Raw genomic sequence first — 21,404 nt, 5'->3', positions numbered from 1 at the left:
CCCCGAAGGGAGGCTTAGACTTTTGCTCATCTGCCGAACGGATTAATGATTGATGCCGAGTTTTTTCTCCAGATAGTGGATATTGGCACCACCATGCTGGAAGTTCTCATCATTCATGATTTTCAATTGGAGCGGGATGTTGGTTTTGATCCCTTCCACAATCATTTCATTGAGGGCATTTTTCATCCGTGCGATCGCGACGTCACGGTTTTCACCGTAGGCGATCAGCTTACCGATCATCGAATCATAGTGCGCAGGCACGGTATAGCCAGAATAAATGTGGGATTCCCAACGAATTCCCATCCCGCCGGCTGCGTGGAAGCGCTCGATTTTGCCCGGTGACGGGAGAAAACGTTCCGGATCTTCGGCGTTGATACGACATTCAATTGCATGGCCGCGTAGCTTGATATCATCCTGTGTGAATGACAGAGGCTGACCAGCTGCAACACGCAGTTGTTCTTTAATTAGATCAACACCGGTGACCATTTCTGTAACCGGGTGCTCAACCTGAATCCGAGTGTTCATTTCAATGAAATAGAACTCACCGTTTTCGTAAAGGAATTCGAATGTACCCGCACCACGGTAGCCGATTTCAACACAGGCACGTGTACAACGTTCACCGATGTATTTCCGCATTTCTTCGGTAATTCCCGGTGCCGGTGCTTCTTCCACCACTTTCTGGTGACGGCGCTGCATTGAGCAGTCCCGTTCGCCCAAGTGGATCGCACCACCCTGACCGTCGGCAATGACCTGAACTTCAACGTGACGTGGGTTTTCCAGGAATTTCTCCATGTAAACCATATCGTTGTTGAAAGCGGCTTTTGCTTCGGTACGGGTCATTGTGATGGACTGAATCAATTCAGCTTCACTACGAACCACACGCATACCACGACCGCCACCGCCACCGGAGGCTTTAATGATCACCGGATAGCCGATGCGCTTAGCGATGGATTTGTTTTTCTCGACATCGTCCCCAAGCGGGCCGTCTGAACCTGGTACACAAGGCACGCCTGCTTTCTTCATTGAGGAGATCGCAGAGACTTTATCACCCATCAGGCGGATAGTTTCTGCTTTCGGGCCGACAAAAATAAAGCCTGATTTTTCAACTTGTTCAGCAAAATCTGCGTTTTCAGACAGGAAGCCATAGCCCGGGTGAATGGCAACTGCCCCCGTGATTTCTGCTGCTGAGATAATGCGTGGAATATTTAAGTAGCTATCAATACTACGTGCCGGTCCGATACAGATGGATTCATCAGCAAGTAAGACATGTTTGAGGTCTCGGTCGGCTGTTGAATGGACAGCGACCGTTTTGATCCCTAGCTCTTTACAGGCGCGAAGAATTCGGAGTGCAATTTCACCCCGGTTCGCGATGACAACTTTATCTAGCATAAAATGACCTCAATTATTCAATGATAACAAGAGGCTGATCGAACTCGACTGGCTGACCGTTCTCAACGAGGATTGCTTTGACGACACCGGCTTTATCCGATTCGATTTGGTTCATCATTTTCATGGCTTCAACGATACACAGGGGTTCGCCGACAGCGACTTTCTGGCCCACTTTCACAAAGGGTGCTGAATCCGGGCTCGGAGAGCTGTAGAAGGTTCCCACCATTGGTGACAGAACTTTGTGGCCAGTTGGTTGCGCGGCTTCTGCCGGAGTACTGGCGGCTTCTGCTACCGGTGCAGGGGCTGCAGGGGCTGGTGCAGCTGGTGCAGGGGCATATTGTGCATATTGAACTGGTGCAGCAGGTGCACTGTGACGGCTGATGCGTACCGATTCTTCACCTTCAGAAATTTCCAGCTCAGCAATGCCTGACTCTTCAACTAATTCGATAAGTTTTTTTATTTTACGAATATCCATTGTCTTTTCTCTTTGATCTTGTGAATAAGACAACCCGAACAACTGCCGCGGGATGTCGAGTGTTTATTTTGCCTGCAGTTTTGTCATTGCTGCCGACAACGCAAATTCATAGCCTTGTGCGCCTAAACCACAAATCACCCCCTCTGCCTTGTCTGACAGATAAGAGTGATGGCGGAAAGGTTCACGGGCATGAACGTTAGAAAGATGTACCTCAATAAAAGGAATATTGACCCCCAAAAGCGCATCCCGCAGTGCAACACTGGTATGGGTGAATGCGGCCGGGTTGATAATGATGAAGTCAATGTTCTCGTATGCCTGATGAATCGCTTCAATCAGTTCATACTCACGATTCGATTGTAGATGCTCGAGTGCAACACCCGCTTGATCGGCCTGTTGACGGAGTCGGTCAATAATCTGAGGCAGCGTTTGAGAACCGTAATGTGCCGGTTCACGCAGGCCCAGTAGATTCAGGTTGGGACCATTTAGCACAAGAATGCGTAATTTTGTCGTCATTGTGTCGTCATCTTACTCAATAATGAGGTCTTATTTACATATTCCCATATTTTAGGTTTTTTCACACAATTTTTTTTCAAGAAAATCAAAAAACGGTGAATTGCTCCTGATTATAGCTAATTCAACACAAATGGCAGCAAATTACTGGTCTAATCACCGTTTCGGATGGTGTGAGAGGTCGCTGAGCCCAAGGTTGATGCGCTTTGCGGAAAATTGACCATTATATCGTTATCGTTTTATGACCATAAAGATTTGAAATGGTTTTGTTGAAGCAACAATAAATGATCGGCTCCGGAGACGATACAGAGAACCGTTATATACAAGGGATAACTGCCAGAAGGCTTGATGACACGGCTCTTACGCTACGATCAATTCGGTATCCGTCAGGCAAAAGACGGTTGAATTGATAAATTGTGATGTTCGTTCAGATAAGCGGGGCTGAGGAGTGTTGGCCGATCTGCATCGCGGTTGTTTGGAATGATCTGAAAAAAGTGAAGCCATCGGGCGATGGCTTCACGGTTCAGGAACATTTGTATGAATTTCGGGGGTTAACTTAGTGCCGCTTTCTCTGCAATCAGTTTATCGACCACACTTGGATCGGCAAGTGTTGATGTATCGCCAAGATTACTGGTATCTCCGGTGGCTATCTTACGCAGAATGCGGCGCATGATTTTACCGGAACGGGTTTTCGGCAGGGCATCGGTCCAGTGCAGTACATCCGGTGTGGCAATCGGGCCAATCTCTTTGCGCACCCAGTCTTTGACTTCTTTATGCAATTCAGAAGAAGGGTAGATGCCATCATTGAGTGTAATGTAGGCATAAATCGCCTGACCTTTAATGTCGTGCGGAATCCCGACAACGGCAGCTTCTGCAATCTTATCGAATGCCACCAGCGCGGATTCGACTTCTGCGGTCCCCATGCGGTGACCGGAAACATTGAGGACATCATCGACCCGTCCGGTTATCCAGTAATAGCCGTCTTCATCGCGGCGGGCACCATCACCGGTGAAATACATGCCTTTAAAGGTGGAGAAATAGGTCTGTTCAAAGCGTTCATGATCGCCGTATACCGTACGCATTTGCCCCGGCCATGAGTCAAGAATGACCAGATTACCTTCGGCTGCACCGTCAATGACATTGCCGACATTATCGACCAGCGCGGGTTGAACACCGAAAAATGGTCGGGTGGCTGAGCCGGGTTTTAATGCCGTCGCTCCGGGAAGCGGTGTGATCAGAATACCGCCGGTTTCTGTCTGCCACCATGTATCAACGATCGGAGATTTTTCATTACCGATGGTCCGGTAATACCATTCCCACGCTTCCGGGTTAATCGGCTCGCCGACCGAGCCCATAATCCGCAAACTGTCGCGAGAGGTGCCGTCAATGGCTTCATTGCCTTTGGCCATCAGGGCGCGAATTGCCGTCGGTGCGGTGTAGAGAATATTGACCTGATGTTTATCGACCACCTGACTCATGCGGTTGGTATCCGGGTAGTTGGGCACGCCTTCAAATAAAATGGTTTTGGCACCATTGGCAAGCGGGCCGTAAACCAGATAGGTATGGCCGGTAATCCAGCCGACATCTGCGGTACACCAGAAAACTTCGCCGGGCTGATAGTCGAAAACATATTTAAAGGTCATGGTGGCATAAACCAGATAGCCGCCCGTGGTATGCAATACGCCTTTCGGTTTGCCGGTGGAGCCGGAGGTGTAAAGAATGAACAGTGGATCTTCTGCTTTCATCGCCTCTGGCGGGCAGTGCTCAGAGGCTTTTGCCGTGGCTTCGTGCCACCAGATATCCCGGTGATCATGCCAGTCGATATTGCCACCGGTGCGTTTGAGTACGACCACTTTGCTGATGGTTTTGACATCCGGGTTGGTGAGGGCTTCATCGACATTCTTTTTCAATGGCACCGCTCGTCCGCCCCGGACACCTTCATCGGCCGTAATCACCATTTTTGCATCAGAGTCGATGATCCGTCCGGCGAGAGCTTCCGGAGAGAAGCCACCGAAGACCACCGTATGGACCGCACCGATACGGGTACAAGCCAGCATCGCGACGGCAGCTTCCGGTACCATCGGCATGTAAAGACAGACGACGTCACCCTTACGGACGCCTTGATCTTTCAGGACATTGGCAAAACGACAGACTTCCTGATGAAGTTGATTGAATGTCAGGGTTTTATCGTCATTTGGGTTATCGCCTTCCCAGATGATTGCGACATCATCTCCGTGCGCTGCAAGGTGTCGGTCAATACAGTTGGCTGAGACATTCAGGGTTCCGTCTTCAAACCAGCGGATATCCACATGGCCGGTATCAAATGAGGTTTGTTTAACTTTGGTGTATGGGGTGATCCAGTCAACGATTTTGCCGTGTTCTCCCCAGAATCCTTCGGGGTCGCTCACTGAGCGTTGGTACATCGATAAGTAAGTGTCGTTATCCGCGTGGGTATGTTCTTTAATATTGTTCTTGACCGGATAAACATGAACATCACTCATAGCTTCTTCTCCTTTTGAATGCAGTGATCGCTCCGGTTCATCATGATTGATTGGGCTTGTGATAAAGATTTCCGGAGGATCTGAAATTCTTGTACCCAAATGAACTCGAACTCACCCGAACGGAGTGCTTTGCGGTTACCTAGGTGTAATAACTCTTGTTCAGATACCCCCATTGCACAATTAGACTTTAGGCTAAATGAGATCTGTGAGTAAAAAATCATTGTGATTCAAGGCGTCACATACGTTGGGAATACGGTCTGTGCCGCACCGTTTCGGACGGGAAATCACCGTGTTCAGGCGGAAGAGAAGGCTGGCAGATCTCCTTGCGTCAGGCGGACAAATACCAGAGCCGCAGAAAGCGCATCCTGCAAGGCGTCGTGTTTATTTTGCAGTGGCAGATCCAGATGATGACAAATGGCTTCCAGACTGAGGTCGCAATAGGCATTCGGCAGCATTTTTTCCAGTTGTTCATGATAGAGCTGACTCACTTCAATCAGGCGGTTTGGCAGCGGAAAACCCAGATGCTTCCGGCAGGCAATATCAAGAATGGTCTTATCATAACGGATGTGATAACCAACCAGTGGCCGGTTACCGATAAAGTCCAGCAACTGGATCAGCGCTTGTGCTTCGGTCAAACCATCACTGAGATCCTGATGCCGGATCTGGTGAATACGGACTGAGTCGGCACTCAATGTTCTGGGCGCACATAGTTTCACTTCAAACGACTGACTGGTCAGAATACGATTGCCGATAATTTTCGTCGCAGCAATGGACACCAATTCCGCCTGTTGTGGATTGAGACTGGTTGTTTCACAATCCAGTGAAACAAATTCCTGATGATCCGGGGGTAAAAACAGGCTCCGGTAAGGGGAATCTTTGAGTTTGTAGTACCAGTAACGGCGTGTGATTCGGTTCATGGGCTTATTCTCTGATTTGGTAGTGGTACGACAACCACTGCTTGAATTTTTTGACGATATGCAAGCTGTGACGCAATAAGTCCCGTTCGGTGCTGTCGAGCGATTTGATGTCCAGATGGTTATGACGTTCCGGTTGTTGAAGCTGCTGTCGGAGCCGGAGTTTAAAAAACAGTTTCAGCGCTTCACTCAGATTGTCGGCGGTCTGTTGTTCCAGCACGCGTTTTTGAGTCAGTGCTTCAATGCGCTTAAACGTATTTTGTTCAGTCATTCGATACTCAAGGCTCAGGGCGCGGATGCCGTGGACAATCGGAAAAATCCCGCCTTGCTTGATATCCAGTCCTGATTTGGAGGATTTGACGTTGCCGAATAAGGTCAGCGGCAGGGAGAAGTTGAGCGCCGGGCGGGTGAAGGCGGACAGGATCAGTTCTTGATCGGCCATCAGCCCGGAGAGATGCTCCCGAACGGGCTGTAACAGCGCCCGATTGCCGGCGACGGCCTGAGCATCCGCCATAATGGCAATATTCATAATTTGCTCGGGTTTAGCCTGCTCCACCCATCGGGAGAGTGACGCTTGCCAACCCTTCTGTGTTTTGACCCACTGCGGATTGTTGACCATCACTTTGCCCGGGCAGACCGGATAGCCGAGTTGGAGAAGTGTATGGCTCAGTTTGTCCATGACCCGCTGACAATCCGGCCAGTCAGTTTCATCTTTGAGGATCAACGCGTTGTCCTGATCGGTTTTAAGAATCTGTTCTCCGCGTCCCTCTGATCCTAACACCAGCAGGCAGCACTGTTGTTGCATTACCGGTGGCACCGTGAGTTCAAACGCTTTTTCAATAATCTGTTCATTAACGGCGGCAATCAGTTCCATCATAAAACGGGTTCTGATGCCGTTGCTGACAAGGTTTTCGACCAATTTGTGCTGTTGGTTGGAAGCGATAGTCAGCTCTTCGATACTGGATGCTCTGGCAATGCTCAGCGTCAGCACGTGAGAGTGGGTTGAGAAGGTGCTGAGAATCTGGGTCATATCCAGCATACCGACGGCTTGGTTGCCGTCACACACCATAATTCGCTTGATCCGGTTGCGAATCATCATCACCATTGCATTAAACAAAAATTCCCCGTCATTGACATGCAGTACCGGGAAGGTGGCGATCTGACCGACCGGTGTGTTGACTGGCTGAGCGTCTAATGTCAAGGCATGGAGCATATCCGTCCGGGTGACAATGGCATACCGATGTGCATGTGGGGTTTGCGTCAGTCGAACATCATGCGCCGGGAGTTGTACCAAGGCGGCATCACTGTTGTTATCTTTGAGCAGCCCGGTGACATCCGCGATGGTTTGTGCGGGGGTGACGATGATCGGCGGATGATAAATCTCCCGATCCACTTTGGTCAGGATAAATTCTGCGAGGTTCTGTTGCTGTTGCGCATTTTCGAGCAATGCCTGACGGGTGGCGAGATTACTGTCGAAATACGCGGCAAATTCCCCGTTCTGATGATAAAAATCGACAAAAACTGACTTAGGTAATTGATAGACCAGTGTATCTTCCAGTGCGACGTATTGATGTTTTACCGTTCCGTCAAGCAGGGCCCGGACATCGAAAATATCTTCGCTCGCATAATGGGCAAAGACTTCCTGACCATCTTCTGAACGCTCTTCCACCACCCCTTTGATGAGAATGTGCAGATATTGGCCACTCTCGCCGCGACGCAGCAAGATATCTCTTGACCGAAAGTAAGCGACATCCAGCGCAGAGAGCAACTGCTGCTGTTGCGCCGGGGTCAGGCGGTCAAACGGGGGAGACTGAAGATTGAACTTGTCCGGCATGGCAACCTTTCTGGTCGGGGGCATCTGATTTAATTTTGGCTGAAATCTGATTTGCCTCCAGACGACTTTGGTCTAATGCGACTCAATGGCTGAAGTGACATCACGCACAGGCGACCATATCGCGTTCGGAAGATATTCGGTTCAGGGAGCATTCGGTTCAGGGAGCATTCGGTTCAGGGGATATCGTGTTCAGGTATGACTGTCTTTAGGAAATATGGTCTTTAGGAAAAATGGTATTTAGTAAGCATTATTTTTAGGAAAATGGCATTGAGGGAACCGATATGAGGAAACAAAGAGTTGAGTAATATTCCCTTTTCCTGATATGGCATTCAAAGCATAATAGGCGCGGTTAGCTATCTATATCCGTCATCCATCGCTTTTGCATCAGTAGGTCGTTATGCTCAGTATTTCTCCGTTCCGCTGGATCTCTCAGTATTATTTCGGTTTTTTCTTTGTCTATGGCATCTATACGCCATTTTGGGCTTTGTGGCTTAAAAGTGAAGGTGTCGCCTCAACCGATATCGGACTTATTATGGGACTTGCGTTCGGAACCCGCTGTCTGGCCAATTTACTGGTGACGCCGAGAATCCACCGCGCTGACTGGTATGTGCCGATGCTGAGAGTGCTGACTCTATTGTCGATAGGCTTGATTGCGGCACATCTCTTTGCGGTGCCGCATTTACTGTGGATTGCGCTGGCAACAGTGCTGTTTAATGCCTTTTTTGGACCGATTATCCCGCTGTCGGACACGTTAGCGAACTACTACACCAATATGAAAATACTCGATTACGGTCGCACTCGCTTGTGGGGTTCCGTGGCGTTTATCGTCGGTTCGCTGGTGGTTGGCTGGATTGTTGCGCATTGGGGAAATGACTGGATTCTGTATACGGCTTTGTTGGGGATGAGTGCGACATTTTTAATCAGCCTGCGTGCGCCGAATCCCAAGCCGGTAACGCAAACCGAAACCGAGGTGGTACGGCCTAAACTGGTCGAACTCCTGAAAAACAAACAAGTACTGAAGTTTTTGGCGCTGGTGTCATTGATTCAGGGGAGTCACGCGGCTTATTACAGTTTTAGTTCGGTGTATTGGAAATCGGTCGGACATTCAGAAGAGATTATTGGTTACCTGTGGAGTCTGGGGGTTATCGCAGAGATCTGTATTTTTGCGCTGAGTCGCCGCCTTTTCGGGGCGTGGTCAATTCGCGCTATGTTTCTGCTCTCTTCTTGTGCGGTTGTCGTACGATGGGGGGTGACCGCTTGCACAACGCATCTTGTGGCACTGGTGTTTATTCAATTGCTCCACAGCCTGACATTTGCGGTCGCGCATCTGGCGACGATTCGTTACATTCAACAGGCGGTGCCGGAGAGAATGGTCGCATTACAGTCGTTGTATAATGCCATTCCTCTGGGGGCGGTGATTGCCCTGATGACGGCGATCAGCGGTTGGGGATTTGAGCACTGGGGCGCTCATATTTTCTGGGTGATGGCACTGATGGGGGTGATGGCGCTGTTTGTCCGGCTGGATCCGACGCCATCGGTGCGTCAGATAGATCTGGCGAAGCGTCCCTCCTGATAAAGGGCACCCAGGCTGGCTTTGAGCAAGGGAATCGGTCTCTGAGTGTGGATGGCGGTTCCCAAAATTAAGTCAATATCAGTGACTTAACCGGGCAAGACGTCTATCCTTGATCGAGCATTAATTAGGGCCTGATTACAAGGATCGTTCTCATGCAGTCATGGATTGTCATCCCGGTTTTATTTCTCTATTTAGGACTGCTGTTCTTTATCGCATGGTATGGCGACAAAAATCTCAATTGGCTGGCACGTTTCCGGCCTTGGATTTATAGCTTATCGATCGGGGTTTACTGTACATCGTGGACGTTCTACGGCACGGTCGGACAAGCCACCAATCATGCATGGTCTTTTTTACCCATCTATCTCGCACCCATTCTGGTCTTCGTGTTTGGCTGGCGGATCCTTGCCCGTCTGATGCTGATTGCCAAACGCGAACATATTACTTCTATTGCGGATTTTATCGCCGCACGTTATGGCAAATCTCAAGGGCTGGCTGTGGCTGCAACCTTGATTGCCGTGATCGGGATTCTGCCTTATATCGCCCTGCAACTCCGTGGTGTGACGATGGGAATTCATGTCGTCACGTCTGATTTTCCTTTTCCTGAGCAGTTGACTGAGAGTCATATTTCTTGGTTTGTTGTGGTGGCTCTGGCGGTGTTTACCATGTTGTTCGGGACCCGGCATATTGATAATACCGAACACCACCGCGGTATGATGATGGCAATTGCTTTTGAGTCGTTGGTTAAGCTGGTGGCTTTTTTGTGGGTCGGCTTATTTATTGTCTACGTCGGTTGGCATCAGACATCAATCGATTTGGGAGATATTGTGCTCGAATCAATGGTGATACCGCATTGGCCGACCCTGATTATTCATCTTGTGTTGACGATGCTGGCGATTATTTGCCTGCCCCGTCAGTTCCATACCATGGTGGTTGAGAATGAAAAACCGCAGGATCTCCATATGGCCCGGCGGATATTTCCGGTTTATCTGATTTTGATGGGGCTGTTTGTTCTGCCGATCTCATGGGTTGGTAAGGGGATGATGGATGTCAGTTTAGCGGACTCCTTTGTGATTAGTATCCCCAAGGCGGTTGATTCTGACTTGATGGCGATGATTGCATTTCTGGGGGGAACATCGGCTGCGACCGGGATGGTGATCGTCTCGACCATTGCACTGACAATTATGGTGTCTAATGATCTGGTGGTGCCTTTCTTACTTCGACGGATGCGGTTTTCCCATCAGGGACATCGTCATTTCTCCCGCTTGTTACTCAGAATTCGCCGCGGATTAATTTTAGTTTTACTGGCTTGTGCCTGGGGATTCTACCGCGTATTGGATGCGGTTCCTTCACTGTCTGCGATTGGTTTTCTTTCCTTTGCTGCGATTGCTCAGTTTGCTCCGGCATTGATTGGCGGGATTTACTGGCGTGATGGCAATAAAAAAGGCGTCTACGTCGGTTTGGCGGTCGGATTTTCACTCTGGCTGATTACCTTAATGGTTCAGACGCATTTGTTGGCCGGAGATGCGCAGTCTAACCCGCTGATTTGGCTGATTAGCCCTCCTGAGGCGATTGCCGGTTTAGGCATCTCAAGATCGGACTGGGGCATGATCCTCAGTGTTGTACTCAATGCACTCTGTTACTGGAATATTTCTATCATTACACGTCCGAGCCTGAGTGAGCGCTTACAGTCAGCGACCTTTGTCGGCACACCGTTTCCTGATAACGAAAATATGACGTTATACCAGAGCCGTGTTTCTGTCGCGGAACTGGAGATGTTGGTCGCCCGTTTTGTCGGGCGAGGGCGAATGAAGACGGCCTTCGAGCAATTCTGGGCTCAGCAACACAAGCGTTATTTACCCAACCAGCAGGCACCTGCGGCCCTGATTCGCCATGCAGAGCGGGTATTGGCTGGTGTGTTTGGTGCCTCTTCCGCGAAGTTAGTGCTTTCTTCGGCGTTGCAGGGAAAAAATATGCACCTCGAAGAGGTTGCCGCCATTGTCGATGAAGCATCAGAGCTGTATGACTTCAGCCGAAGCCTGCTGCAAGGAGCGATTGAGCATATTGGGCAAGGGTTGGCGGTGGTCGATAAGCAGTTACGTCTGGTCGCTTGGAATCAGCGCTATCTGGAGTTGTTTTCTTATCCGCCGGGGTTGATTCAGGTTGGCCGGCCGATTGCCGATATTATTCGTCATAACGCACGACAGGGATTGTGTGGGCCGGGCGACATTGAAACCCATGTCCGCAAGCGGGTCGATCATTTAGAGAAAGGGACCCGGCACACATCGTCGCGAGTCAGACCGGACGGGAGAGTGGTTGAAGTACAAGGCAATCCGATGCCCGGTGGTGGGTTTGTGATGAGTTTTACCGATATTACCGCATTCCGGGAAGCGGAAGATGCCCTCAAACAGGCCAATGAGTCGCTGGAAGAACGTGTACATCAACGAACGAAGGAGCTGGAAAAACTCAATCGCCAGTTGGTTCAGGAGACACAACGGGCGGAGCGCGAATCCCGTTCAAAATCCCGTTTTCTGGCTGCGGTCAGTCATGATTTGATGCAGCCGCTCAATGCGGCCCGGCTCTTTGCATCCTCTTTGTCGGAGATCGCCAGAGAAACCGAGGTACAGCGGCTCTCGGCACATATTGAAAGCGCACTCGGAGCGGCCGAAGAATTAATCGGGGATTTGCTGGATATTTCCAGACTCGAATCCGGCAAGCTGGATATCAATATTCACAGCTTTGCGATTCATGATGTATTGGTGAATTTGAATGCTGAGTTTCATGCGATTGCCAGACAGCAGGGGATCGATTTTACGATGGTGCCTTCATCGGTGGTCGTTCAGTCCGATCCGAAGTTGCTTCGCCGCATTATCCAAAACTTCCTGACCAATGCGTTCCGTTATGCACCGCATGGAAAAGTGGTACTCGGTATTCGTCATGTCGGTGAGAACATCCGGATTGAAGTCTGGGACAACGGGATCGGCATTGAGCCCGATAAGCAGCATGAAATTTTTGAAGAATTTAACCGCGGCGGACAAGTCCGTTCAGAGCAGGGGCTTGGTCTCGGATTGGCAATATCGAAAGGGATTGCTTATGTGTTGGGGCATGAAATCTCAATGCGTTCATGGCCCGGACATGGCAGTGTTTTTTCGTTATCCCTGCCGCGCTCACATCCCCGGGATGTCGCAGAAAAAGTCATGCCGGCTGCCAATGACATGACGGATTTGTCGCAAATTAAAGTGTTATGTGTCGATAATGAAGTGGATATTCTGGTGGGAATGTCTGACCTGTTGTCCCGGTGGGGATGTGATATCCGTACCTCAACCAACTTGGTCGAGAGCCTGAGAGCATTGGATGATGCATGGATTCCGGATGTTATCCTCTCTGATTACCGGTTGGATCTCGGGCGGACAGGGCTGGAAGTTCTGCAACAGTGTCGTTTACGTTTAGGTCGACAGTTTGAAGGTATTATTATCAGCGCTGATCGAACCCAAGAGATGATGGATGCGATTCAGTCAAATGGATTCAGCTTTTTACCGAAGCCAGTGAAACCTTTGAAATTACGGGCCGTTCTCAACCGTATCCGACAGCAAACCAGTACGCATGTGTGAGGTGGTGTGCCGGTCAGCGCAGGGGACGCGGATGATTCAGAGCCGGATGGCGGCACAGACCCGACCGGTTCGGTCGGGTCTGTGAGCGGGCGCTTTCTGTAAAGGCCTGTTTGTAAAATGGCTTACTGTGGACAGTAAAACCTGAAACCATTGAATATGTTAGGTGTGGGCGACGACTTCCAGTGGCCATCCCATATCGGTTTGTCGGTTGGCTTCGATTTCCAGCTCTGCTTTCGTCAGCGGGTTGGCATCGAGCCATTGGGCATCAAGAGATAATTGGAGAGCGTCTTCCGAGCATGTCAGCTTCACATGCGGTTCGAGCGCTGAATTGCGTCGATGACTGAGTAAAACGGCAAGACGTAACAGTCTGAGTAAGCGTTTACTACTGGCGCCTGAAAGAGCGTATTGTTCTGGCATTGAGGTGATATTGTCGCGATAACGACGAACCAGTTCACCTAGACAATAACGCTGCGCACGGGTAAAGCCGGGGAGTTCTGAATGCTGGATCAAATAAGCGCTGTGTTCTCCGCCTTTTTTATAATCTACCGCTAAACCAATTTCGTGTAACTGTGCCGCGGCTTTGAGCAGCATCTCGGCTTGTGGTTCAATAATCCATGCTGCACCACCGCACTGGTTAAACAATTTACTGGCGAGGTCGGAGACCTGAGTGGCGTATACCGTATCGATTTGATAGCGACTCTGAATGCTGTGGATTGTGCGCTCCCGGATATTATCCTGACGTAATCCATCAATCATTTCATAAACCAGACCTTCCCGAAGTGCTCCCCCTGCCAGCGTCATGGCTTCGATCTCGAATTCCTCAAATATGGCAATCAGGATGGACAGACCGCTTGGAAAGACCAGCGCTCTTTCCAATGTGAGCCCTTCGATTTCCAGTTCTTCGAGATGATCGGCCCGCATGGCCTGATTTTGTAAACGCTTCAGTTTGGCCAGTGTAATTACTTCGTCCATCCCCTGAGCCAGCATAATCTCTTGCAACGCTTGAACCGTACCACTTGCTCCGACACAGATGTCCCAGCCGATGGTTCGGTATTGTTGTAGGATCGGCGTTAGCGTCATCTTCGCTTTTGCGATGGCATGCTCAAAGTTTTCTTTAGAGAGCTGACGGTCTCTGAAGTGTTTTTCAAGCCAAGTGACACAGCCCATCTTTAAACTGGTTAAGGCTTTGGCCTCGAAACCTTCGCCAATAATCAGTTCGGTACTTGCTCCGCCGATATCGACCACGAATCGGCGTCCGCTTCCGCCCGAGGTATGGGCAACCCCTTTATAGATGGTGGCCGCTTCTTCTTCACCTGAAATGATTTCGATCGGATGTCCGAGTATCTGATTGGCCTGTCGCAAAAATACATCCACATTGATGGCTGTCCGCAGTGTTGCGGTACCGACAATACGAATATTTGCCGTGGGAATATCCTGTAACCGTTCTGCGAACAGACTCAGGCAATCCCAGCCTCGTTGCATTGCCTCCAGACTGAGAGCGTTGTTTTCATCCAGTCCGGCGGCAAGTCTCACTTTTCGTTTAATTTTGGCCATCGTCTGTATGCTGCCTTCAACATGCCGGACAATCAGCATGTGAAAGCTGTTTGATCCGAGATCGATGGCAGCATAGAGTGGTGAAGATACGGCTTGGCTCATAGATTCACTCAGCTATTTCTATTCGGGGTGTTGTTTTGTCGCGGACGTTTTCTGGATGAATGATTACCTCGTCCATTTTGTCGTCCTGATCTTGAACCCCCGGTATTGGTTCTTCTTGATGTTTTTGATGGTGCCAGTCTTAACGGACTGGGTAAATCAGTCAGTAATGCTGATGCATCATAATCAGAAACCGGAATAGAATGTTCGATATACGTTTCGATTCCCGGTAAGTTGATTGCGTATTCTTCGCAGGCGAAACTAATCGAATGACCACTCGCTCCTGCTCGACCCGTCCGCCCAATCCGGTGGACATAATCTTCACTGTCATCGGGTAAATCATAGTTAAACACGTGCGTCACTTGAGGGATATGGAGTCCTCGTGCAGCCACGTCGGTTGCAACTAAAATATCCAATTGACCCTGAGTAAACTGCTCCAGAATACGTTCGCGTTTTTTCTGCGGTACATCACCGGTCAGCAGTCCGACGCGATGACCATCGGCAGCCAGATGTCCCCAGACCCGTTCACATTTATGTTTGGTATTGGCAAAAATGATTGCTCTGTCTGGCCACTCTTCTTCAATGAGGGTTTGCAACAACGCCATTTTGTGCTCATTTGACGGATAAAACAGTTCTTCTTTAATCCGATGTCCGGTTTTCTGGGATGGTTCAACCACCACATGTTCCGGACTGTTCATGTGCTCAAATGCCAATTCCTGGACCCGATAAGAGAGAGTGGCAGAAAATAACATGTTCAGCCGATTCGCCGGTGGTGGCATACGACGGAACAGAAAACGAATATCTTTGATAAAACCAAGATCAAACATTCGATCCGCTTCATCGAGCACGACAACCTGAATATGGTTCAGATGAAAGACTTTTTGTTTGTAGAAATCGATAATCCGACCGGTAGTTCCGATAAGGATATCAACACCTTGTTGTAACTTGGACTGCTGTTTATCGTAACTTTCACCACCATAAGCCAGTGCGACTTTTAAGCCGGTACTTTGCACAAGTGGTTCTGCGTCGTTAAAAATTTGTATCGCTAACTCACGAGTTGGTGCCATAATAATTGCTCGTGGCTGAGTTGGCTCCCGCTCCTCTGGGGCAGGTGCTGTTAGCAGATGATTAAAGGTTGCAGTAAGAAACGCAAGCGTTTTACCAGTCCCTGTTTGGGCCTGGCCTGCAATGTCACGGCCGGAGAGCACTACCGGCAGCGCCAAGGCTTGGATCGGGGTACAATAATCAAACCCTTTTTGTTCCAAACCTGCTGTAACTTGAGGGGCTAACCCCAAGTCGGCGAATTTTTGCTCTGTGATATGCGTCTTTTTCATCACTATAGAATATCAGCTTAAGCTTGCAATACGGAAGTAAATACATTCCAATAGAGCATCAAAATTACTGGTTGTTATGCAACCGGTCCAAGAAAACACATTGGAGTTAAAGATGAGTGATAAGATTTTGCAGCTCACCGATGACGCGTTTGAAAGTAGTGTAATCAATGCTGAAGTCCCTGTGCTTGTTGATTTCTGGGCAGAATGGTGTGGTCCATGCAAAATGATTGCGCCGATTTTGGATGAAATTGCTAATGAGTACGAAGGTAAGCTCACGATCGCTAAATTAAATATCGATCAAAATGCGGGTACACCACCAAGATTCGGTATTCGTGGTATCCCAACATTACTACTGTTTAAAGATGGTAATGTCGCAGGAACAAAAGTTGGCGCGTTGTCAAAGACTCAGCTCAAAGAGTTTTTAGACGCCAATTTATAATGGCTGAAAACCGTACATAGAGATATGTACGGTTTTGCACATGGAAATAAAACAAAATCTAGACTAGTCTGATAAATAGTGCTAGGTTATCGCACACTAATGAATCATATGTTCACTTCTTGGTCAATCCTGAGGCCAAATCCATCTTAACACTACTAAACAGATCCTAATTTTGACTAAACAAGTATCCACCACAATGAATTTAACAGAATTAAAGAACAAACCTGTGTCTGAGCTCGTGCAGCTGGGTGAGAGCCTGGGGCTTGAAAACCTCGCGCGTTTAAGAAAACAAGACATTATCTTCTCTATTTTAAAAGCTCACGCAAAAAGTGGTGAAGACATCTTTGGTGATGGTGTATTAGAAATTCTCCAGGACGGCTTTGGTTTTTTGCGTAGTGCAGACAGCTCTTATCTGGCTGGACCTGACGACATTTATGTGTCACCGAGTCAGATTCGTCGTTTCAACCTGCGTACTGGTGATTCGATTGCCGGAAAGATTCGACCACCCAAAGAAGGTGAGCGCTACTTTGCGTTGCTGAAAGTTAATACAGTCAATGATGATAAACCGGATAACGCCAGAAATAAGATTCTGTTTGAAAACCTGACACCGCTGCATGCCAATGAACGAATGGTGATGGAGCGAGGCAATGGTTCAACTGAAGATATCACAGCGCGTGTTTTGGATTTAGCATCACCGATCGGTAAAGGTCAGCGTGGATTGATTGTTGCACCACCAAAGGCGGGTAAGACAATGCTGCTGCAAAACATTGCTCAAAGTATTGCTTACAACCATCCTGAGTGTATTTTGATGGTACTGTTGATTGACGAACGTCCGGAAGAAGTAACAGAAATGCAACGTCTGGTCAAAGGTGAAGTAGTTGCTTCTACGTTTGATGAACCGGCATCTCGCCACGTTCAGGTGGCAGAAATGGTGATTGAAAAGGCGAAACGTCTGGTTGAACATAAGAAAGATGTTGTGATCTTATTGGATTCAATTACACGTTTGGCTCGTGCATATAACACGGTCGTTCCTTCTTCGGGTAAAGTTCTGACAGGTGGTGTTGATGCGAATGCGCTCCATCGTCCGAAGCGTTTCTTTGGTGCGGCTCGTAATGTCGAAGAAGGCGGTAGTCTGACAATTATCGCGACAGCGCTGGTTGATACCGGTTCGAAGATGGATGAAGTCATCTATGAAGAGTTTAAAGGGACAGGGAATATGGAATTGCACCTGAACCGTAAAATTGCAGAGAAACGAGTGTTCCCCGCAATCGACTTCAACCGCTCAGGAACGCGCCGTGAAGAGTTACTGACCAAAACGGATGAATTACAAAAAATGTGGATTTTGCGCAAAATCGTTCACCCAATGGGAGAAACCGATGCGATGGAATGCCTCATTGATAAACTGGCGATGACAAAGACCAACGATGAGTTCTTTGATGCGATGAGACGTCAGTAACGAGTCTCAATGATTCGTGAGAATAGAGAAGCGCCACCGGAAACGGTGGCGCTTTTTCTTGCATTTCACAAAATATCCACCGAAAATGAAAATTAGATGTTACATGGAGGTTAATACATGCCACAAGGATCGTGGGTATCGCAACTCCTACTCTGTTGTTGTTTTATTTGCTTTTCGGTTTCTGCGCAATCACTGGATGAATCAAGTCGTAACCAACTGCTGCAGGCACCGACGATTCAGCACAAAGTTGCAGCATTCAAACAGCTGATTATCGATGACGAAATCGATTCACTCAATTTTGCTTTGCAACGGTTGGCCTTGCTACAACAAGAAGCCGTGCGCTTTTTGTTACTCCGGACGCTCGAACAAGAAAAAACGATCTTTTCTGCATCGGTTGAACGCTTTGTCGAACAACAGCGTTTGATTCCACCTGTTTATTATCTCACCAATCAAGGGGAAGGGTTCGAATTCTCTACGCCCGCATTTGATTATCCTTCTGTGGCCAGTCGCTTAGTGAAAACCTGGCAACAAGAAAAAGGGATCCTCGACTTTGTGATGAAGGTTGAACAACATGAGCTGTCTTTACCACAATGGTTATCCAAAAATAAACGCCAGTATCATGCCCGGGAATCTTTATTGATCCAGGAGTTGGGGAGCTTATCGGAGTCGGGGGTGGATTACTTGGTAAAGCAAGTCATTGATGCCAGTATTCGTAGCTGGTTACCTTCGACGCGAGTCATGGTCGCGTTGGCCCGGGCAAGTCAGAATCAAGATATCTATCGGTTATTGTGGTTAATGAAATCAGATGAATATTCTGAAGCAGAGTTGACCCGGCTATCTGGTCTGAATGATGACTTCTCTGTACAGCAAGTCATGGCTGCCAGCCATAACCCGAGTCTGAAAGCTCAGGCTATCGAGGCTTTAGTCCAACTCAATCCAATGCCAGAAACGGTCAAAACCTATTTGGTTCAGACATTGAGTCAGGAAGAGGCACCCTATGTCGCACAGATCTTGGTGAAAGCCGGGTATGGTAATTGGCTGGATGAGTTGTTAAAAGCAAACCGCCAGATGAAACTTCGTGTCCTGAGTCAGGCATTGAGATAGTCATACCAGATCGTCCGTTTGCGCGATTGTTTCATGGTTGTGCTACTCCAGAATATCAACAAATAGAAAAAAGAAAATTCAGAGTTGTTTCGTTTTTGTTATACTGCCTTGGATATCACATTCAGGCAGAAGTCTTATGATTTTTAAGGATTTACGCGATTTTATCGACTATTTAGAAAAGCATGGTCAATTGAAACGTATTCAACATCCGATTGACCCTCAGTATGAAATGACCGAAATCTGTGATCGAACTTTAAGAGCAGGTGGGCCTGCACTTTTATTTGAGAATCCAGTAGGTTATGACATGCCGGTGCTGGCAAATCTGTTTGGAACACCCCAACGCGTCGCGATGGGGATGGGACGAGTCGATGTCAGTGAGCTCCGTGAAATCGGTCAGTTGCTTGCTTATCTGAAAGAGCCTGAGCCTCCCAAAGGTTTTCGGGATGCGATCGATAAACTTCCGGTCTTTAAGCAAGTTTTGAATATGCCGGTTAAGCGTTTGAAAAAGGCCCCTTGTCAGGAAATTATCTGGCAAGGTGATGATGTTGATCTGGATAAAATTCCGGTGATGCGTTGTTGGCCGGGTGATGTCGCACCGCTATTGACCTGGGGATTGACGATTACCAAGGGGCCGACCAAAAAACGGCAGAACCTCGGCATTTACCGACAGCAGAAACTCAGTAAAAATAAAGTCATCATGCGGTGGTTTAAACATCGTGGTGGTGCATTAGATTTTCGGGATTGGCAGGTTGAGCATCCCGGAGAACCATTTCCGGTTTCTGTGGCTTTCGGTGCCGATCCGGCAACCATTCTCGGTGCGGTGACGCCAGTGCCCGACACACTTTCCGAATATGCATTTGCCGGATTGTTGAGAGGCAGTAAGACCGAAGTGGTTCAATCGATGAGTAATGATCTGGAAGTGCCTGCCAGTGCGGAAATTGTTCTCGAAGGGTATATTGATCCGAATGAATACGCAGACGAAGGACCTTATGGCGATCATACCGGCTATTTTAACGAAGTTGAGCGCCATCATGTCTTTACTGTGACCCATGTGACAATGAGAAAGCAGCCCATCTACCATAGTACCTATACGGGAAGACCACCGGATGAACCCGCTGTTCTCGGAGAAGCATTGAACGAGGTGTTCGTGCCGATTTTACAGAAGCAGTTTCCGGAAATCGTCGATTTTTATCTTCCTCCGGAAGGGTGTTCTTATCGGATGGCTGTGGTCACGATTAAGAAGCAGTATCCCGGTCATGCCAAGCGAGTCATGATGGGCGTGTGGTCTTTCTTGCGTCAATTTATGTATACCAAGTTTGTGATTGTCTGTGATGATGATATCAATGCGCGAGACTGGAAAGATGTCATTTGGGCAATTACCACACGCATGGACCCTGCCCGGGATACGACTCTGGTTGAAAATACCCCGATCGATTCTCTGGATTTTGCCTCTCCAGTGTCAGGGCTCGGCTCTAAAATGGGATTGGATGCAACCAATAAATGGGAAGGCGAGACGACCAGAGAGTGGGGGAAAGAGATCCGTAAAGATCCGGAAATTGTCAGCAAGATCGATGCGATCTGGGATGAGTTAGGAATCTTATGACCTTTACGGTACGTATGTTACCCGAAAATATTGAGTTTACCGTAGAACGGGGCCAAACCGTATTGGATGCGGCAATTGGTCAGCAAATTCCTTTCCCACATCGTTGTCGGGTCGGTGCGTGTGGGATGTGTTTGTGCAAAAAACTTTCGGGAGACGTTTCCTATCAACTCGAACCGATGCTGACGGAAGAAGAGCAGTCGCAGGGATGGATATTTTCCTGTCAGGCTTATGCTCAAAGTCATTTAGTCCTTACTTGGGATGAGTAAGGAAGAGGAATCACAATGATCATAACATGTAAAGTAAACTCAGTTCAGCCTTTAGCCAGTAATACATATCGTATTCTTCTCCAACCTGCGTCACCCGTTGATTTTCATGCGGGTCAGTACCTGATGGTCGTCATGGCAGAGGGAGATAAACGTCCGTTCTCAATTGCCAGTAGCCCATGCCGGGAAAGTGGCGAACTGGAATTACACATTGGGGCAGCGGAACATAACGCTTATGCCAGTGAAGTCGTTGATGCGATGAAGACCGCATTGCAGAACGATGGCGAGATCACGATCGATGTACCTCATGGGGATGCCTGGTTGAAAGAAGATACGACGCGTCCTTTATTACTGATTGCCGGTGGTACAGGGTTTAGTTATGTCCGTTCTATTCTGGACCATTGCCTGAACCAGAATATTCAGCGTGACATTTTTCTCTATTGGGGGGCAAAAGATGTTCTCCAGCTCTATGCATTAGACGAATTACGTGACTTAGCCTCTCAACATAGCAAACTCACGTTTATACCGGTTGTGGAGATATCAACTGATCCACAGTGGGACGGGAAAGTCGGTAATGTGTTGCAAGCGGTCAGTACGGATTTTGAATCACTGGAAGCATTTGATATTTATATCGCAGGCCGGTTTGATATGGCGGGTGCCGCTCGCGAACAGTTTACTCAAAATAAGCACGCGAAAAGTGAACGTATTTATGGCGATGCATTTGCGTTTATCTGAGCCTCACGGGTCA

At 48.5% G+C, this 21,404-nt stretch carries 15 protein-coding genes and 1 pseudogene; 8 read left to right on the top strand and 8 right to left on the bottom strand.

From position 1 onward, the window contains the following. Positions 1-42: 42 nt before the first annotated feature. The 6 genes from accC to OCV37_RS13975 all read right to left on the bottom strand — a co-directional run bounded on the left by accC (position 43) and on the right by OCV37_RS13975 (position 7,623). The gene (gene accC / locus OCV37_RS14000; protein WP_038185966.1) at positions 43-1,389 is read right to left on the bottom strand and encodes an acetyl-CoA carboxylase biotin carboxylase subunit; all 1,347 of its coding nucleotides are present in this window, start codon (positions 1,387-1,389) and stop codon (positions 43-45) included. 13 nt (positions 1,390-1,402) lie between these two features. Beyond that, positions 1,403-1,864 (bottom strand): acetyl-CoA carboxylase biotin carboxyl carrier protein, encoded by a 462-nt coding sequence (accB, locus tag OCV37_RS13995; protein WP_038185969.1) that lies wholly within the window; start codon positions 1,862-1,864, stop codon positions 1,403-1,405. Between the two features lie 63 nt (positions 1,865-1,927). After that, entirely contained in the window at positions 1,928-2,377 is a 450-nt protein-coding gene (gene aroQ, locus OCV37_RS13990) for a type II 3-dehydroquinate dehydratase (RefSeq protein WP_038185972.1), read from the bottom strand. 548 nt (positions 2,378-2,925) lie between these two features. Next, positions 2,926-4,875, bottom strand: a complete 1,950-nt coding sequence (acs, locus tag OCV37_RS13985) for an acetate--CoA ligase (RefSeq protein ID WP_038185975.1) — start codon at positions 4,873-4,875, stop codon at positions 2,926-2,928. Positions 4,876-5,168: 293 nt separating this feature from the next. Beyond that, positions 5,169-5,792, bottom strand: a complete 624-nt coding sequence (locus OCV37_RS13980; protein ID WP_038185981.1) for a 3'-5' exonuclease — start codon at positions 5,790-5,792, stop codon at positions 5,169-5,171. A gap of 4 nt (positions 5,793-5,796) precedes the next feature. Continuing rightward, the gene (locus OCV37_RS13975; protein WP_038186095.1) at positions 5,797-7,623 is read right to left on the bottom strand and encodes a DUF294 nucleotidyltransferase-like domain-containing protein; all 1,827 of its coding nucleotides are present in this window, start codon (positions 7,621-7,623) and stop codon (positions 5,797-5,799) included. A gap of 397 nt (positions 7,624-8,020) precedes the next feature. Between OCV37_RS13975 and OCV37_RS13970 the strand changes: the two genes are divergently transcribed. After that, positions 8,021-9,196: a 3-phenylpropionate MFS transporter gene (locus tag OCV37_RS13970; protein ID WP_038185984.1), complete on the top strand. Its 1,176-nt coding sequence runs from the start codon at positions 8,021-8,023 to the stop codon at positions 9,194-9,196. Positions 9,197-9,348: 152 nt separating this feature from the next. Beyond that, entirely contained in the window at positions 9,349-12,804 is a 3,456-nt protein-coding gene (locus OCV37_RS13965; RefSeq protein WP_038185987.1) for a PAS-domain containing protein, read from the top strand. A gap of 159 nt (positions 12,805-12,963) precedes the next feature. Here the strand turns inward: OCV37_RS13965 and gppA are convergent, their stop codons facing one another. Further along, positions 12,964-14,460 carry a guanosine-5'-triphosphate,3'-diphosphate diphosphatase gene (gene gppA, locus OCV37_RS13960; RefSeq protein WP_038185991.1) on the bottom strand — a complete coding sequence of 499 codons (1,497 nt, stop codon included), beginning with the start codon at positions 14,458-14,460 and terminating at the stop codon, positions 12,964-12,966. Positions 14,461-14,468: 8 nt separating this feature from the next. After that, positions 14,469-15,791, bottom strand: coding sequence for an ATP-dependent RNA helicase RhlB (gene rhlB / locus OCV37_RS13955; protein WP_038185993.1), 1,323 nt, complete (start codon positions 15,789-15,791; stop codon positions 14,469-14,471). A 112-nt stretch (positions 15,792-15,903) separates the two neighbouring features. Between rhlB and trxA the strand changes: the two genes are divergently transcribed. The 6 genes and pseudogenes from trxA to fre all read left to right on the top strand — a co-directional run bounded on the left by trxA (position 15,904) and on the right by fre (position 21,391). Then, positions 15,904-16,230, top strand: a complete 327-nt coding sequence (gene trxA, locus OCV37_RS13950; RefSeq protein ID WP_038186096.1) for a thioredoxin TrxA — start codon at positions 15,904-15,906, stop codon at positions 16,228-16,230. A gap of 196 nt (positions 16,231-16,426) precedes the next feature. Next, complete coding sequence (gene rho, locus OCV37_RS13945; RefSeq protein WP_038185996.1) at positions 16,427-17,686, top strand: transcription termination factor Rho; 1,260 nt, start codon at positions 16,427-16,429, stop codon at positions 17,684-17,686. Positions 17,687-17,803: 117 nt separating this feature from the next. Beyond that, complete coding sequence (locus tag OCV37_RS13940; RefSeq protein ID WP_038185999.1) at positions 17,804-18,790, top strand: hypothetical protein; 987 nt, start codon at positions 17,804-17,806, stop codon at positions 18,788-18,790. 136 nt (positions 18,791-18,926) lie between these two features. After that, positions 18,927-20,375, top strand: a pseudogene (ubiD, locus tag OCV37_RS13935) (4-hydroxy-3-polyprenylbenzoate decarboxylase); the annotation flags it as partial. A gap of 14 nt (positions 20,376-20,389) precedes the next feature. Then, complete coding sequence (locus OCV37_RS13930; RefSeq protein WP_038186004.1) at positions 20,390-20,659, top strand: 2Fe-2S iron-sulfur cluster-binding protein; 270 nt, start codon at positions 20,390-20,392, stop codon at positions 20,657-20,659. Between the two features lie 15 nt (positions 20,660-20,674). Beyond that, entirely contained in the window at positions 20,675-21,391 is a 717-nt protein-coding gene (gene fre / locus OCV37_RS13925) for an NAD(P)H-flavin reductase (RefSeq protein WP_038186008.1), read from the top strand. The last annotated feature ends 13 nt before the right edge of the window (positions 21,392-21,404 follow it).

This window comes from Vibrio rhizosphaerae, assembly GCF_024347095.1.
Taxonomy (GTDB): Bacteria; Pseudomonadota; Gammaproteobacteria; order Enterobacterales; family Vibrionaceae; genus Vibrio; species Vibrio rhizosphaerae.
Note: the sequence above shows the minus strand (reverse complement) of the source record. Positions and strands in the feature narration are given on the sequence as shown.